The following is a 15000-nucleotide window of genomic DNA, read 5'->3' on the forward strand; positions in this document are numbered from 1 at the left end:
GATGACCGTCCTGTGACAGGGCGGACACGGCCAAGCCTTGCGCCGCACCGCCCTGCGACCTTTTTGGGATTCTAGAAGAATCGGGCGCGGCGCGTGAAAGGCCGATGGCCGCGAGGCCCGGCAGCCGTGCGCGAAGTGACGCTGCAGCGTGCCAAGCGTGCGCCGGTGCGCACGTGCTTACCGTATACTTGCGGGTGTAGCGCGGCCCGGCGCCTTCGCAAGCCATGAGCGCTTGCCGCGCGCGGCGGGCCGTGCTCGCCGCAACCGCACAGCCCGGGCACACTGCGTCGGGCTCGCGCGGCAGCGGCACGACCGATTCTCCGATTCCCTTGCAGCCTTGTGCGCCCCGCCATGAAACAGGACAGCCGTTTCCCGAATCTCTTCATCCTCGATCACCCGCTGATCCAGCACAAGCTCACGCATATGCGCGACAAGGACACGTCCACGCGCACCTTCCGCGAGCTGCTGCGCGAGATCACGCTGCTGATGGGCTATGAAATCACGCGTGACCTGCCGGTGGCGTCGCGCCGCGTGCAGACACCGCTCGTCGAAGTCGATGCGCCCGTGATCGCGGGCAAGAAGCTCGCCATCGTGCCCGTGCTGCGCGCGGGCGTGGGCATGTCCGACGGCCTGCTCGAGCTCGTGCCCTCCGCGCGTGTTGGCCATATCGGCGTGTACCGTGCCGACGACCATCGCCCGGTCGAATATCTCGTGCGCCTGCCCGACCTCGAGGATCGCACCTTCATCCTGTGCGATCCGATGGTCGCGACGGGCTACTCGGCGGCGCACGCTATCGACGTGCTCAAGCGCCGCGGCGTGCCCGGCGAGCGCATCCTGTTCCTCGCGCTGGTGGCCGCGCCCGAAGGCGTTGACGTCTTCCAGAAGGCGCACCCGGACGTGAAGCTCTACGTGGCGTCGCTCGACTCGCATCTGAACGAGCACGCCTACATCATTCCGGGCCTGGGCGACGCCGGCGACCGGCTCTTCGGCACGAAGAACTAAAACCTGCACCACTGTTGCATAGGGGCGGCCGGCAGGACTGGCCGCCTTCCCCCTTTTCTGCCTTCTGCGGGCACCCGATCCCGCCCCCTATGTCCCCTCCGCGGCCGGCGCCAGCGGCAATCGCCTGGCGCCTCGTCACGTAGTGTCGTCACGCAGGGAGGCGAAGCCGGGCGGTCCTGGCGTGATAAAATTCAGATCCACCTGAACGGGCGCTGCGTCCCGTCCTGTCGGCACATCCTGCCGCGCAGGCGTTGCGGGAGAGTTCCGAGAGGCGTGCGCAGAGTCAGGCGCGCCGCGCGAACGACGCACGAAGCCCGCGCCCGGGAACATCGCAACGACAACAGCACATTGCACACTGCACGCGCATGGCGCGTGAGACGGAGAAAGGTATGGCGGGTCATTCGAAATGGGCCAACATCAAGCACAAGAAGGCTGCTGCTGACGCGAAGCGCGGCAAGGTCTGGACGCGGCTCATCAAGGAAATCCAGGTCGCGGCGCGCATGGGCGGCGGCGATGCCGACACGAACCCGCGCCTGCGTCTGGCCGTCGACAAGGCGTACGACGCCAACATGCCCAAGGACAACATCAACCGCGCCATCCAGCGCGGTGTGGGCGGCGTGGACGGCGCGAACTACGAGGAAATCCGCTACGAAGGCTACGGCATCGGCGGCGCGGCCGTCATCGTCGACACGATGACCGATAACCGCACCCGCACCGTCGCGGAAGTACGCCACGCATTCTCGAAGTTCGGCGGCAACATGGGCACGGACGGCTCGGTTGCGTTCATGTTCGATCACGTCGGCCAGTTCGTGTTCGCGCCGGGCACGCCCGAAGACGAACTCATGAACGCCGCGCTCGAAGCGGGCGCCGACGACGTCGTGACGAACGACGACGGCTCGATCGAAGTGGTCTGCCCGCCGTTCGACTTCACGAAGGTGAAGACCGCGCTCGAAGCCGCGGGCTTCAAGGCGGAAATGGCCGAAGTCACCATGAAGCCGCAGAACGAGGTCGAATTCACGGGCGACGACGCCGTGAAGATGCAAAAGCTGCTCGACGCCCTCGAAAACCTGGACGATGTCCAGGACGTGTACACCAACGCGTCGATCGCCGAGGAATAAGGCGTCGGCCCGGGAGGCCACGCTCTAGCCAGGCTTAGGCCCTGCTTTTGCCCCGCCTCCCGCGTGCGATTTTCACGGCCGGCGCACTGTGCGCCGGCCGCAACTGTTTCTGGTCTTGGTCTTTCGGGGATTCTCATGAAGTTACTCGTCGTCGGTTCTGGCGGCCGCGAACATGCGCTGGCGTGGAAGCTCGCGCAGGCGCCGCGCGTGCAGCTCGTCTACGTCGCACCCGGTAACGGCGGCACCGCGCAGGACGAGCGGCTCGCCAACGTCGACATCACGGACATCCACGAGCTCGCCGATTTCGCCGAGCGCGAAGGCGTCGCCCTCACCGTGGTCGGCCCGGAAGCGCCGCTTGCCGCGGGCATCGTCAACGTGTTCCGCCAGCGCGGCCTGAAGGTGTTCGGCCCGTCGAAGGAAGCCGCGCAGCTCGAAAGCTCGAAGGACTTCGCCAAGGCGTTCATGAAGCGCCACAACATCCCGACCGCAGTGTACGAGACATTCTCGGACGCCACGGCGGCGCACGCCTACGTCGAGAAGAACGGCGCGCCCATCGTCATCAAGGCCGACGGCCTGGCTGCCGGCAAGGGCGTGGTCGTGGCGATGTCGCTGGAAGAAGCGCATCAGGCGATCGACATGATGCTCGCCGACAACAAGCTCGGCGACGCCGGCGCGCGCGTGGTGGTCGAGGAATTCCTGGCTGGCGAGGAAGCGAGCTTCATCGTCATGGTGGACGGCAAGCACGTGCTCGCGCTCGCTTCGAGCCAGGATCACAAGCGCCTGCAGGACGGCGACCAGGGCCCGAACACGGGCGGCATGGGCGCCTACTCGCCCGCGCCCATCGTCACGCCGCAGCTGCACGCGCGCGTGATGCGCGAAATCATCCTGCCGACCGTGGCGGGCATGGAGAAGGAAGGCATCCGCTACACGGGGTTCCTCTACGCCGGCCTCATGATCGACGCGCAAGGCAACCCGAAGACGCTCGAATTCAACTGCCGCATGGGCGACCCCGAAACGCAGCCGATCATGGCGCGCCTGAAGGGCGACTTCTCGAAGGTCGTGGAGCACGCCATTGCCGGCACGCTCAACCAGGTCGAGCTCGAATGGGACCGCCGCACGGCGCTGGGCGTCGTGCTCGCCGCGCACAACTATCCGGACACGCCGCGCAAGGGCGACCGCATCAGCGACATCCCGGCCGAGACCGCCGATTCCGTCACGTTCCACGCGGGCACGCAGAGGGTGGACGGTAAGCTCGTGACCTCGGGCGGCCGCGTACTGTGCGTCGTGGGTCTGGCCGATTCGGTGCGCAGCGCGCAGAACGTGGCGTACGAAACCGTAAACCGCATCTCGTTCGACGGCATGCAGTATCGCAACGACATCGGCTATCGCGCCGCGGGGCGCAAGCAGTAAGGGCAGCGCTTGCCTGGGGCCGCCAGCGTCGATGCGGCCCCGAATGAAACGAATGGCGATGGGCGGCCACCTCGATGCGCGCCGTAGCCACCGCGCAACGGCGCGCCCACGGATTTTTCGTTTGTCGGCTTAGGCTCTGCGTAAAGCCGTCCAACGCGAGCAAATCAGCGCAGCAGCCTGAGCGCGCTCAGCACGCAGCCCACGCGGGCGCCGTTGCCGCCGGGCGTCGCGCCAATCGGCGCTACACTGCCGCTGTCAGGCCGCCCCGGGGCGGCCTATCCGAACAACCCGACGATTCACCTGACGAATAACCCGATTCCAGCGCCGGCGCGCTGCCGTCCCATTTTATCGATGACCGACTCCCCTAACTGCGCCTCCCCCGACAGCGCCGCCGTCCGCGCCTGGCTGGCCAGCCTGCAGACGCAGATCGCCGACACGCTCGGCGCCTTCGACGGCACGCCATTCGCCACGGACAACTGGCAGCGCGGGCCCGGCGAGAAGCTGCGCGGCGGCGGATGCACGCGCATCATCGAAGGCGGCCAGTTCTTCGAGCGCGGGGGTATCGGCTTTTCCGACGTTTCCGGCGACGCCCTGCCGCCTTCGGCAACCGCGGCGCGCCCCGAACTCAACGGCCGCGGCTTCGAGGCGATGGGCGTTTCGCTCGTGCTGCATCCGCGCAATCCGTACTGCCCGACGGTGCACATGAACGTGCGCATGCTGCTCGCCACCAAGGCGGGCGAGGCGCCGGTGTTCTGGTTCGGCGGCGGCATGGATCTCACGCCCTACTACGGCTTCGAGGAAGACGCGCAGCACTTTCACCGCGTGTGCCGCGACGCGCTCGCGCCGTATGGCGCGGACCTCTACCCGCGCTTCAAGCGCTGGTGCGACGACTACTTTTTCCTGAAGCACCGCAACGAAGCGCGCGGCGTGGGCGGCATTTTCTTCGACGACTACGCCGCAGGCGGCTTCGACGAGGCGTTCGGCATGCTCAAGAGCGTGGGCGACGGTTTCCTGAAGGCCTATGTGCCGATCATCGAAAAGCGCCGCGCCGCGCCCTACGGCGAAGCCGAGCGGGAATTCCAGGCGTACCGTCGCGGCCGTTACGTCGAATTCAATCTGGTCTGCGACCGCGGCACGCATTTCGGCCTGCAAAGCGGAGGCCGCACGGAGTCGATCCTGATGTCGATGCCACCGGGCGCGACCTGGCGCTACGACTGGCAGCCGCAGCCGGGCACGCCGGAAGCGCGCCTCTACAGCGATTTCCTGCCCGTGCGCGACTGGGTCTGATGCCGTGACGCACGCTTTCACAGTCCCGCCCAACGCGCTCGAGAGGCGTGTCGGGCTGCTCGGCGGCACCTTCGATCCGATCCACGAGGGCCACCTCGCGCTCGCGCGCCATTTTGCGCGTGTGCTGGGCCTGAACGAACTGATCCTGCTGCCGGCGGGCCAACCGTGGCAAAAGCCGGGCGTGACCGCGGCGCAGCATCGGCTCGCCATGACGCGCGCCGCCGCTGCCTCGCTCGCGCAACTGGGCGTGACGGTGACGGTGGACGCCGACGAAATCGAGCACAACGGACCGACCTACACGGTCGACACCCTGCGCCGCTGGCGCGCAAAAAGCGAGAGCAACCGCACCGCCGCGCTCACGCTGCTAATGGGCGCCGATCAATTGCTGCACCTCGATTCGTGGCACGAATGGCGTGAGCTTTTCGCGCTCGCGCATCTGGGCGTGGCGAGCCGCCCGGGCTTCGGCTTTGACGTCGACCTCACGGCGTTGCCGCCCGAGGTCGCGCGCGAAGTCGCTACGCGGCGCGCGAGCGCCGCCGTGCTTGCGGCAACGCCACATGGCCACTTGCTGGTCGACGAAACGCTCTCACTCGACGTTTCGGCGACCGAAATCCGGCGCGACCTGCCAGCCTGCGTGGCGAGCGGGCAGCGTCGCGGCACCGCCGCCGACAAGCTTCCCGCGGCCGTGTGGGACTATATCCTTCAACATCATCTCTATCTGCATCACGGGTAACTATGGACATCCGCAAACTTCAACGCGCCATCGTCGACGGTCTCGAAGACGTCAAGGCACAAGACATTCGCGTCTTCAACACGAGCCATCTCACCGAGCTGTTCGACCGCGTGGTCGTCGCCAGCGGCACATCGAACCGCCAGACCAAGGCGCTCGCCAACAGCGTGCGCGAGAAGGTCAAGGAAGCCGGTGGCGACATTGTGAGCACCGAAGGCGAGGACATCGGCGAATGGGTACTCGTGGATTGCGGCGACGCGGTCGTCCACATCCTCCAGCCCGCGCTGCGCCAGTACTACAACCTCGAGGAAATCTGGGGTGACAAGCCGGTGCGCGTGAAGCTCTCGACCAACACGGGCTTCATGGGCGCACGCGCGAGCGAGCCGATGGACGGCGAGGACGAAGACGAGGAAGCCGCGCCCGCCGTGAAAAAGCCCGCGCGCAAGACCGCTGCGCGTAAAGCCGCGAAGTAAGCGCAGCGCTTGCGAACGACAATCGACAATCGTCACGCACGATGAAACTGCATATCGTCGCCGTCGGCCACAAGATGCCGGACTGGATCGCCGAGGGCTTCGAGGAATATACGAAGCGCATGCCGCCTGAGCTGCGCATCGAGCTGCGCGAGGTGAAGCCCGAGCAGCGTTCGTCGGGCCGCTCGGCCGAGAGCGTCATGGCGGCCGAGCGCACGCGCATCGAAGCCGCGCTGCCCAAAAATGCGCGCATCGTCGCGCTCGACGAACGCGGCAAGGACTGGACCACGATGCAGCTCGCCAAGGCGCTGCCGCTCTGGCAGCAGGACGGCCGCGACGTAGCGTTCCTGATTGGCGGCGCGGATGGCCTCGACCCCGAGCTCAAGTCGCGCGCCGACACGCTCCTGCGCCTCTCGTCCCTCACGCTGCCGCATGCGATGGTGCGCGTGCTGCTCGCCGAGCAACTTTACCGCGCGTGGACCATCACGCAGAATCACCCCTATCATCGCGTGTGATGCAGGTATGAAGCGCGCCTGCGCCGCTTTTCGTCGTGCGCCTGCGCCCCGCTTGCAGCCCTTTTGCGGCCCGCTTGAGCCCCGGAAAGCTGGCGCGCACGTCAACCCGAAGTCCGTAACGACAAAGACGCTCCGATGCCCACCAACGCGCCCTATCCGTTCGTCTATCTCGCCTCGCAAAGCCCGCGCCGCCAGGAGCTGCTGCAGCAGCTCGGCGTGCGCTTCGAGCTGCTGCTGCCGCGTCCCGACGAAGACGCCGAAGCGCTCGAAACCGCGCTTCCCGGCGAACAAGCCGCCGTCTATGTCGAGCGCGTGTGCGCCGCAAAGGCCGACGCCGCCCGCGCGCGCCTCGTCGCGGGCGCGCACAAGCATGCGCCGATTCTCACCGCCGACACCACGGTCTCCATCGACGGCCATATTCTCGGCAAGCCGCACGACGCGGCCGACGCCTACGCGATGCTCGAACGCCTCGCCGGCCGCGAGCACGAAGTGCTCACGGCCGTGGCCGTGGTGAACGCCGAAGGCGTGTGCCTGCCGGTCGCGCTCTCGCGTTCGCATGTGCGTTTCGCGCCTGCGATGCCCGCCGCGATCGCGCGTTACGTGGCGAGCGGCGAGCCGTTCGGCAAGGCCGGCGCTTACGGCATTCAGGGCCGCGCGGCGGAATTCGTCGAGCGAATCGACGGGTCCTATTCGGGTATCATGGGTTTGCCACTATTCGAAACGGCCGCCCTCCTGCGCGCCGCGGGCATCGACTTCTAGAACAAATCATGAACGAAGAAATCCTGATCAACGTCACGCCCCAGGAGACGCGCGTCGCATTGGTCCAGCAAGGCGCAGTACAGGAGCTTCACGTCGAGCGCACGCTGTCGCGCGGGCGCGTCGGCAACGTCTATCTTGGCAAGGTCGTGCGCGTGCTGCCGGGCATGCAGTCCGCGTTCATCGACATCGGTCTCGAGCGCGCCGCGTTCCTTCATGTGGCCGACATCTGGCACCCGCGCATTGCCGGCGAAGCGCATACGAGCGTGCATCATCAGCCGATCGAAAAGACCGTGTTCGAAGGGCAAACGCTCATGGTGCAGGTCGTGAAGGATCCGATCGGCACGAAGGGCGCGCGGCTTTCCACGCAGGTGAGCATTGCGGGACGCACACTGGTCTATTTGCCGCAGGAGCCGCACATCGGCATCTCGCAGAAGATCGAGAGCGAGGCCGAGCGCGAAGCGGTGCGCGCGCGCCTCACAGCCGTGCTGCCCGCCGATGAAAAAGGCGGCTATATCGTACGCACGATCGCCGAAGACGCTACGAGCGAAGAACTCGCAGCGGACGTCGCGTATCTGCGCAAAACGTGGGCGACGATACTCGCCCAGGCGCAGCGCGTGCCCGCCACGAGCCTGCTCTATCAAGACCTGAATCTCTCGCAGCGCGTGCTGCGCGACTTCGTGAACGACGAGACCTCGCGCATTCAGGTCGATTCGCGCGAAACGTTCCAGAAGCTCACCGAGTTCGCCAGCGAATTCACGCCCAACGTGCTGCCGAAGCTGCATCACTACTCGGGCGAGCGGCCGCTCTTCGACCTCTACAACATCGAGGCCGAAATCCAGCGCGCGCTCTCGCGTCGCGTGGACCTCAAGTCGGGCGGTTACCTCGTGATCGACCAGACCGAGGCGATGACGACCATCGACGTCAATACGGGCGGCTATGTGGGCGCGCGCAACTTCGACGACACGATCTTCAAAACGAATCTCGAAGCGGCGCATACGATCGCGCGGCAATTGCGTCTGCGCAATCTGGGCGGCGTCATCATCATCGACTTCATCGACATGGAGAACGTCGAGCATCGCGACCAGGTGCTCGGCGAACTGAAGAAGGCACTCTCGCGCGACCGCACGCGCGTGACCGTGAACGGCTTCTCGCAACTGGGGCTCGTGGAGATGACGCGCAAGCGCACGCGCGAATCGCTTGCGCATGTGCTGTGCGAGCCGTGCCCGATATGTCTCGGCAAGGGGCAAGTGAAGACCGCGCGCACCGTCTGCTATGACGTGCTGCGCGAGATTCTGCGCGAGTCGCGGCAGTTCAATCCGCGCGAGTTTCGCGTGGTCGCTTCACAGCAGGTCATCGACCTCTTTCTCGAGGAAGAGTCGCAGCATCTCGCGATGCTGATCGACTTCATCGGCAAGCCGGTTTCGTTGCAGGTGGAGTCGAATTTGAGTCAGGAACAATACGACATCGTGCTGATGTAGCGCGACGCCGTTGCAGGCATCATCGGAGCTTCGCAGTTGAATCACCAGCGCGTCAGCATTGAACAGATCGGTGAATTCGACGAGATTGTCGACGTACGAACGCCGCTCGAATTTGCCGAAGACCACGTTCCCGGCGCGATCAACGCGCCTGTGCTCAGCAACGAAGAGCGCGTGATCGTCGGGACGATGTACAAGGATTCGCCTTTCGAAGCCACGCGCGTGGGCGCAGCCATGGTGGCGCGCAACATCGCCATGCATCTCGATACGCTGTTCGCCGACCGTCCACGCAACTGGCGTCCGCTCATCTACTGCTGGCGCGGCGGCAAGCGTTCCGGGTCGATGACAGCGTGGTTCAACATGATCGGCTGGCGCGCGCGTCAGCTCGATGGCGGATACAAGGCGTACCGGCACACGATCATGGAGGCGCTCGGCACGTTGCCCGGAGCGTTTCGCTATATCGTGCTGGCCGGGCCGACCGGTAGCGGCAAGACCCGCCTCTTGAAGGCGCTGGGACAGGCCAACGCGCAGATGCTCGATCTCGAAGCGCTCGCCGCGCATCGCGGCTCGCTGCTGGGCGCGCTGCCCACGCAAGCGCAGCCCTCGCAGAAGTCGTTCGATACGGCGCTCGTGCAGACGCTGCGCGCCTTCGACGCCGCGCGCCCCGTGTTTGTCGAGGCGGAGAGCCGGCGCATCGGCGTTATCACGCTGCCGCCCGCGCTCGTAGAACGTCTGCACGCGGCACCTTGTGTCGTACTCGATGTGGCGCGCGAGGAACGGATCGACTTGCTACTCGAGGAGTACGGTCACCTGTTCGATGAGCGCGTGTATTTTCGGGAGCAACTGAACAAGCTCACGCCGCTGCACGGGCGCGAGCGCATCGAATCGTGGTGCAAGCTGCTCGACGAAGATCGCAGGGCGGAGCTTTACGAGACGCTGATCGCGCAGCACTACGATCCCGCCTACACGCGCAGCACGCGGCGCAACTTCGCGAAGCTCGAGAAATCGATGCACTTCGCGTTCCAGCCGATGAAAGGCGACACGCTCGTGCAAGCCCGCACGCTGCTCACACAGCTGGAGGAAACGTCGTACGCCGCAGAACCCGCGCGCAGCGAAGCTGAAGCGCCTCGCGCCGTCTGACGTCTCCCCTTCCCTTCGCTCACTTCACAAACAACACACGCGACGCGATGGCTTAGCGCGAGTACATCGCGTTCCAGTCTTCAGGCGAAACCGTGGCGCGGCCGCCCGATTGCGAGGCGTTCGCCACGCCGCCGTAGCTGCTGTTTGCACCATTCAAAGCGGCGACCTTCGCCTGGGCGGCCTGGATCGCATCGGGATAATGGGCGTTGTCGCCATCGCCGACGCGGTAGCCCACCTGTTGAAGCTGCACGAGTTCGGCGCGCACCTGGGCGCGGGTGATGGTCGAGTGCGACTGCGCGAACGAAGCGGTGGGAACAGCGGCAGCGACGAGAGCGGCGGCAACGGCAACAGCTTGAATCAGGGACTTCATGGTAACGACCTCCAGTTGGATCAGGCGGTCGACGTGCGACGGTATGTGCATGCGACCGATGTACGCATCGTATGCTCGTCCCCTTCCAGGGTTAACCCCTGGAATCCTAAGGCACTGTTCCAATTCGAGGCAAAGTCAGTGCGATTCGTCCCCGTGGGGTGCCGCCGACGCCTCCCGCCAGCCTGCTCCCTTGGGACAACGCGATCGTTAGCGCGATGACTGGCGCGGCGTGGCGCTTTGCGTCAACGAAGCGGTGTGCTGAAGCTGCGCGGGCAAATCGGGCTCCCACGCTTCGAGATCTTGAGTCGGGTAAAGGCCGAACGCGTAGATCACCCGTTTGAGACGGCTCACGAAGTTGGGCCGCGGCACGTTGGGAAGCGTGCCAGGCGCGGCGTCGGCCGTGCGGGCCATGTAGTTGTATTTGAAATCGCGCTGCGTCACACCCCACTTCATGAGGAATTCGCGGCCGCCGCGATTGCGGCGAATGCGTCCCGTCGTGCGGCAACCGAAATGGTAGATACGACTCTTGCCAACCGAGCGGAACGTGCGGCAGCCGACCAGCCAGAGCTTCATCAGAAAGTCGTCGTCGCTGCTCATGCCCGGCCCGAACTCGATGCTATAGCCACCCACGCGCAGCCAAAGTTCGCGGCTCACGAGCGTCGGCTGCAGCGCAATGCCGTTGCGGTCGGCTGTGTTCATCTTCGCGGCGAATTCGAGCAGCCCGGCCTCGTTGAAGTCGGCAGGACCGGTGCCGAAGTGGGCGACCGTCACGAGGCTGTTGCCGGTGTCGGTAGGCTCGATGATCTGCGAGGCGAGATAGGCGGGTGCTTCGCCGATTTCGCGCAATGCATCGACGAAGGCCGAATCCCAACCGGGCGTGCAGAACATGTCGTCGTTCATGAACAGCACCCACTCGTGCGAAGCGAGGCGGGCCACATCGTTCACGGCGAGGCATACGCCCACGTTCCCCTTGCTCCACGTATGGCGAATGCCCTGTTCGCGGACCCAGTCGAGCGTGCCGTCGCTGCCGTCGTTGACGTGCACGAGAATCTCGTGCTCGAACGCAGAATGGCGCCGGATGCTGTCGACGCACAGCTTGAGGTACGGCAGGTTATTCCAGGTCGGGATCAGAATACTGAACATGAAGATTTACCCGAGAAAGGGTCAGATTTGACATCCGCGTCCTGTGATCGCCGCACGAACGGCGAGCATGGACGCGTAGAAAATGGGTTCTCTTATAACGTCCTCACTACGTACCTTTTTAGGTGCGAAGCATGACGAGAAACGCGATATTGTACGCATACATTCTTCTCACCCGGACTTGCCGCAGAAGTTCGTACCTCGCGATGGTCGCCCAAGTCGCCGTCCCTAATTATTCGCGCGGCACGCGAGCAAGCGCCGTGCGATAATGAGCGGTTATCTTGATTAGTAACTTGGCTCGTGTTTCAGCAGACCAACTTAAACACTTCGTGGGGTTCGCCGGCAAGCTGGCTCGATCGCGCCGTTTCCCGGTCCTGCATGATCCCCTACCAGGGCGTGCCTTACGAGCCGGATGCGTTTCTTCGTAGCACCAGTCGCCTCAAGATCGCGAAGAAATACCTGCACAAGCAGTTTCTTCTGAGGGCGCATGGCCAGACGCGCCTCGAACAGACGCATCTGGACGCTTCGCAGCGAATCCTGTGGGTCTATGCCAAACGCAATTTCGGCGACGCGACGATGGACATGGCCGGCCGCGCGCTGCTCAAGGGCCTCGGCGTGCGCATCGATCTGCTCGCGCTGCCGTCGCTTGCGCCGCTATTCAGCGAAGACGACGTGTTCGGCAAGGTCTACGGTGACCCGAGTGAGGTCGATGCGAGCCGCTACGACGCGATTCTGCTCTCCGAGTACAACCTGCCCTCGATTCGCATCAAGACCCAGCACTTCGCGAAACTGCCCTACGCGGGCCTCTTCCGTTACTTCAACGGCCCCGACCGCAACCAGACCTGCTTCAGTTTCGCGAGCGTGAACGACGTGTTCTCGCTCGGCCACGACGCCGGCACGCTCGCCGCGCTCAGCAAGCCTTATCTCGCCAGCAAGCCCGCAACGCGCGAATCGGTGCGCGCTCTCTTGCCCGCACGCCCGTTCATCGCGCTCGCGGCGGGTGGCGTGGACCCCGATCGTACCTACAACCGCTGGTCCGAAGTCATCGAATTGTTGAGCAAGTACGACAGCGCGAGCGCCGCGAAGGAAATCGTCGTGCTCGGCTCGGACAACGGCACGGAAATCGCGCAGCAGTTGTGCGCGAGCGCGCCAGCCGACGTGCGCGTCCGATCGCTGACCGGCAAGCTCGCGTTCCTTCAGGCACGCGAGATCGTTGCGCACGCCGAGCTGTTCGTAGGCGCGGACGGCGGCCTGATGCACGTCGCCCACACCACGCAAACGCCCAGCGTTTCGCTGTTCAGGCATCAAGAGCCGCCTTACCTGCGCTTGACCGAAGCCTGCCGATCCATCGGCTTGCAGGGCAGCGGCAACGTGGACACCATCCCGCCCGCGCAGGTCGTTGGTGCGGTGTTGCGCCAACTCGCCGCTCAGGTCCCCGCGACGGCGTCCGCCGCCGCCTGATAAGCCCGAACGGGGCTGCTTAGGCCCACGCCGCGCACAAGCGCGGCTTCATGACCGCGGCGCGCCCAGACTCGCGCGCCGCATCATCGCCGTGGCGCGTCAGGCCGCGCTCTGCTGATACTGGATCTTGTGCAGGTGCGCGTACATACCGCCCCTCGCGAGCAACTCCTGGTGCGTGCCCGATTCGACGATATGGCCGCCATCCATCACGAGGATGCGGTTCGCACGCTCGATCGTCGAGAGGCGGTGCGCGATCACGAGCGTCGTGCGGCCGCGCATCAGCGTTTCCAGCGCCGCCTGCACGTGGCGCTCCGATTCCGAATCGAGTGCCGACGTTGCCTCGTCGAGAATCAGGATCGGCGCATCCTTGTAGATCGCCCGGGCGATAGCCAGGCGCTGGCGCTGGCCGCCCGAAAACTTCATGCCGTTGTCGCCGATCAGCGTGTCCACGCCTTCGGGCAGTGCCGAGATCGTCTCCCACAGGTTCGCGGCGCGCAGCGCGCGCTCCACGCGCTCGCGGTCGGCCGTCTGGCCATAGGCGACATTGTTCGCGACCGTGTCGTTGAACAGCACCACGTCCTGGCTCACCATCGCGATCTGGTTGCGCAGCGCATGCACGTCGTAGTCGGCGATCGATACGCCGTCGACCATCACCTCGCCACCGCTCGGATCGAAAAAGCGCGGCAACAGGTTCACGAGCGTGGTCTTGCCGCTGCCCGACGGGCCGGCGAGCGCCACCATTTCGCCGGGACTGATGCGGAACGACACATGGTCGAGCGTCACGCGATGGCTCTCGCCATAGGCGAACGACACGTCGCGGAACTCCACCTCGCCGCGCGCGCGTTCGAGCGGCAAGCCGCCGCCAGCGGGCTCGGGCGGCTCGTCGATCAGCCCGAAGATCAGCTCGGCCGCGGTCATGCCGCGCTGCAGCGGCTGGTTCACGTCGATCAGGTGCTTGAGGGGCGAGATCACGAGCAGCATCGACGTGACGAACGCCACGAAGCCGCCAACCGTCGTCTGGTCGTTCGAGGCCTGCACGACCGCAATGGTGATGACGATCGCCAGCGCGATCGAAGCGAGGAATTGCGTCAGCGGCTGCGCGAGTCCGCCCGACACCGTCATGCGCATCTGGTAGCCGCGCAGGCGTTTGCTCATTTCGCCAAAACGGTCCTTCTCATAGCGCTCGCCGTTGTGAACCTTGACGACCTTGTAGCCGCCCACCGTCTCCTCGACGATATAGGACAGGTCGTTCGTGAGCATCTGATGCTCGCGGTTCAGCCGACGCAGACGCCGGTTGATCTTGCTGACGAGCCAGCCGATGGCCGGCAGCAGCACCGCGACGATCAGCGTGAGCCGCCAGTTCAGGTAGAACAGGTAGCCAAGCAGGAAGACGACCGTGAGCGAGTCGCGCACGAGCGTGACAAGCACGCCGAGCAGCACGCCGAGAATCTGGTTGACCTCGAACACGATCGCATTGATGACCGTGCTCGCGGTTTCGCGCTGGAAGAAGCCGACGCTCGCGTGAATCATGCGCTCGAACATCTTGAGCCGCAGCGCGAGCAGCACGCGGTTCGACACGTACTGCAGCAAGTAACCGGACGCGTATTGCGCGAGGCCGCGTACGAGCGCCAGCCCGATCACCGCGACGGGCACCAGCCATTTCGCTTTCGGATCGCCGCGCGTGCCGAAGCCGTGATCGAGCAGCGGCTTGAGCAGCGCGGGAATGCCGGCTTCGGTGGCGGCCACCACGGCCATCGCGATCACGCCTGCGAGGAGCACCCACACTAGCGGCTTCACATACGGCCACAGCCGCCGGCCAATCACGATCGGCGACGACTTGGTGTCGGAGCCGATCGGCTTGCTCAAGGTTGATCTCTCGCTCAAAATTTCCTCGAAAAAAATGCGGGTAATCTGCCCGCCCCCTGGCAAACAGGTACGCCATTGTAAACGTTCGGCCCAGGGGGCGATGTATCCGCCCGGCCGGGGCCTGCGCCGGGGCGGTTTCGTAGCGGCCGACGTTTTTGTATATACTCATCGATTCGGCTTCGGGGCACGAACGCGCGTGCAATAAGCCTGCGCGCGAAGTTCTCTCCCGAACGCGAGGCCAGCGCCAGCCGGCCGTC

14 protein-coding genes are annotated in these 15000 nt (G+C 65.2%); 11 read left to right on the plus strand and 3 right to left on the minus strand.

The window, feature by feature from the left end; translation table 11 throughout:
• Positions 1–351 precede the first annotated feature (351 nt).
• The 10 genes from upp to mnmH all read left to right on the plus strand — a co-directional run bounded on the left by upp (position 352) and on the right by mnmH (position 9906).
• On the plus strand, positions 352–1002 hold the full coding sequence (gene upp, locus JMY28_RS00385) for a uracil phosphoribosyltransferase (RefSeq protein ID WP_110856382.1): 651 nt from the start codon (positions 352–354) through the stop codon (positions 1000–1002).
• Between the two features lie 389 nt (positions 1003–1391).
• The gene (locus JMY28_RS00390; protein WP_069265309.1) at positions 1392–2120 is read left to right on the plus strand and encodes a YebC/PmpR family DNA-binding transcriptional regulator; all 729 of its coding nucleotides are present in this window, start codon (positions 1392–1394) and stop codon (positions 2118–2120) included.
• 135 nt (positions 2121–2255) lie between these two features.
• The gene (gene purD, locus JMY28_RS00395) at positions 2256–3530 is read left to right on the plus strand and encodes a phosphoribosylamine--glycine ligase (protein ID WP_201693574.1); all 1275 of its coding nucleotides are present in this window, start codon (positions 2256–2258) and stop codon (positions 3528–3530) included.
• A 351-nt stretch (positions 3531–3881) separates the two neighbouring features.
• A complete protein-coding gene (gene hemF, locus JMY28_RS00400; RefSeq protein ID WP_201693575.1) occupies positions 3882–4817 on the plus strand; it encodes an oxygen-dependent coproporphyrinogen oxidase in 936 nt (311 codons plus the stop codon).
• A 4-nt stretch (positions 4818–4821) separates the two neighbouring features.
• Positions 4822–5550 (plus strand): nicotinate-nucleotide adenylyltransferase, encoded by a 729-nt coding sequence (locus JMY28_RS00405; RefSeq protein WP_201693576.1) that lies wholly within the window; start codon positions 4822–4824, stop codon positions 5548–5550.
• Positions 5551–5552: 2 nt separating this feature from the next.
• Positions 5553–6020 (plus strand): ribosome silencing factor, encoded by a 468-nt coding sequence (gene rsfS / locus JMY28_RS00410; RefSeq protein ID WP_201693577.1) that lies wholly within the window; start codon positions 5553–5555, stop codon positions 6018–6020.
• 41 nt (positions 6021–6061) lie between these two features.
• On the plus strand, positions 6062–6532 hold the full coding sequence (rlmH, locus tag JMY28_RS00415) for a 23S rRNA (pseudouridine(1915)-N(3))-methyltransferase RlmH (RefSeq protein ID WP_158757356.1): 471 nt from the start codon (positions 6062–6064) through the stop codon (positions 6530–6532).
• Positions 6533–6667: 135 nt separating this feature from the next.
• Positions 6668–7291, plus strand: coding sequence for a Maf family protein (locus tag JMY28_RS00420; protein ID WP_201693578.1), 624 nt, complete (start codon positions 6668–6670; stop codon positions 7289–7291).
• An 8-nt stretch (positions 7292–7299) separates the two neighbouring features.
• Positions 7300–8769 carry a ribonuclease G gene (rng, locus tag JMY28_RS00425; protein ID WP_201693579.1) on the plus strand — a complete coding sequence of 490 codons (1470 nt, stop codon included), beginning with the start codon at positions 7300–7302 and terminating at the stop codon, positions 8767–8769.
• 36 nt (positions 8770–8805) lie between these two features.
• Positions 8806–9906, plus strand: coding sequence for a tRNA 2-selenouridine(34) synthase MnmH (gene mnmH, locus JMY28_RS00430; protein WP_201693580.1), 1101 nt, complete (start codon positions 8806–8808; stop codon positions 9904–9906).
• 52 nt (positions 9907–9958) lie between these two features.
• On the opposite strand, the gene JMY28_RS00435 is transcribed toward mnmH, so the two are convergent.
• Positions 9959–10276 carry a DUF4148 domain-containing protein gene (locus JMY28_RS00435; protein ID WP_201693581.1) on the minus strand — a complete coding sequence of 106 codons (318 nt, stop codon included), beginning with the start codon at positions 10274–10276 and terminating at the stop codon, positions 9959–9961.
• Positions 10277–10483: 207 nt separating this feature from the next.
• Positions 10484–11419 carry a glycosyltransferase family 2 protein gene (locus tag JMY28_RS00440; RefSeq protein WP_201693582.1) on the minus strand — a complete coding sequence of 312 codons (936 nt, stop codon included), beginning with the start codon at positions 11417–11419 and terminating at the stop codon, positions 10484–10486.
• 375 nt (positions 11420–11794) lie between these two features.
• On the opposite strand from JMY28_RS00440, the gene JMY28_RS00445 reads away from it, so the two are divergent.
• Positions 11795–12877 carry a glycosyltransferase family 9 protein gene (locus JMY28_RS00445; RefSeq protein ID WP_201693583.1) on the plus strand — a complete coding sequence of 361 codons (1083 nt, stop codon included), beginning with the start codon at positions 11795–11797 and terminating at the stop codon, positions 12875–12877.
• Positions 12878–12976: 99 nt separating this feature from the next.
• Here the strand turns inward: JMY28_RS00445 and msbA are convergent, their stop codons facing one another.
• On the minus strand, positions 12977–14761 hold the full coding sequence (gene msbA / locus JMY28_RS00450; protein ID WP_201693584.1) for a lipid A export permease/ATP-binding protein MsbA: 1785 nt from the start codon (positions 14759–14761) through the stop codon (positions 12977–12979).
• Positions 14762–15000 lie beyond the last annotated feature (239 nt).

The sequence above is a fragment of the Paraburkholderia hiiakae genome, from assembly GCF_904848665.1.
GTDB classification, from domain to species: Bacteria; Pseudomonadota; Gammaproteobacteria; order Burkholderiales; family Burkholderiaceae; genus Paraburkholderia; species Paraburkholderia hiiakae.

Bases quoted from the DNA above. Each gene is read 5' to 3' on its own strand.
- JMY28_RS00445 (WP_201693583.1), top strand. From the start codon at position 11,795: ATGATCCCCTACCAGGGCGTGCCTTACGAGCCGGATGCGTTTCTTCGT.
- rlmH (WP_158757356.1), top strand. From the start codon at position 6,062: ATGAAACTGCATATCGTCGCCGTCGGCCACAAGATGCCGGACTGGATC.
- JMY28_RS00390 (WP_069265309.1), top strand. From the start codon at position 1,392: ATGGCGGGTCATTCGAAATGGGCCAACATCAAGCACAAGAAGGCTGCT.
- JMY28_RS00420 (WP_201693578.1), top strand. From the start codon at position 6,668: ATGCCCACCAACGCGCCCTATCCGTTCGTCTATCTCGCCTCGCAAAGC.
- rng (WP_201693579.1), top strand. From the start codon at position 7,300: ATGAACGAAGAAATCCTGATCAACGTCACGCCCCAGGAGACGCGCGTC.
- JMY28_RS00435 (WP_201693581.1), bottom strand. From the start codon at position 10,276: ATGAAGTCCCTGATTCAAGCTGTTGCCGTTGCCGCCGCTCTCGTCGCT.
- rsfS (WP_201693577.1), top strand. From the start codon at position 5,553: ATGGACATCCGCAAACTTCAACGCGCCATCGTCGACGGTCTCGAAGAC.
- purD (WP_201693574.1), top strand. From the start codon at position 2,256: ATGAAGTTACTCGTCGTCGGTTCTGGCGGCCGCGAACATGCGCTGGCG.
- upp (WP_110856382.1), top strand. From the start codon at position 352: ATGAAACAGGACAGCCGTTTCCCGAATCTCTTCATCCTCGATCACCCG.
- hemF (WP_201693575.1), top strand. From the start codon at position 3,882: ATGACCGACTCCCCTAACTGCGCCTCCCCCGACAGCGCCGCCGTCCGC.
- JMY28_RS00440 (WP_201693582.1), bottom strand. From the start codon at position 11,419: ATGTTCAGTATTCTGATCCCGACCTGGAATAACCTGCCGTACCTCAAG.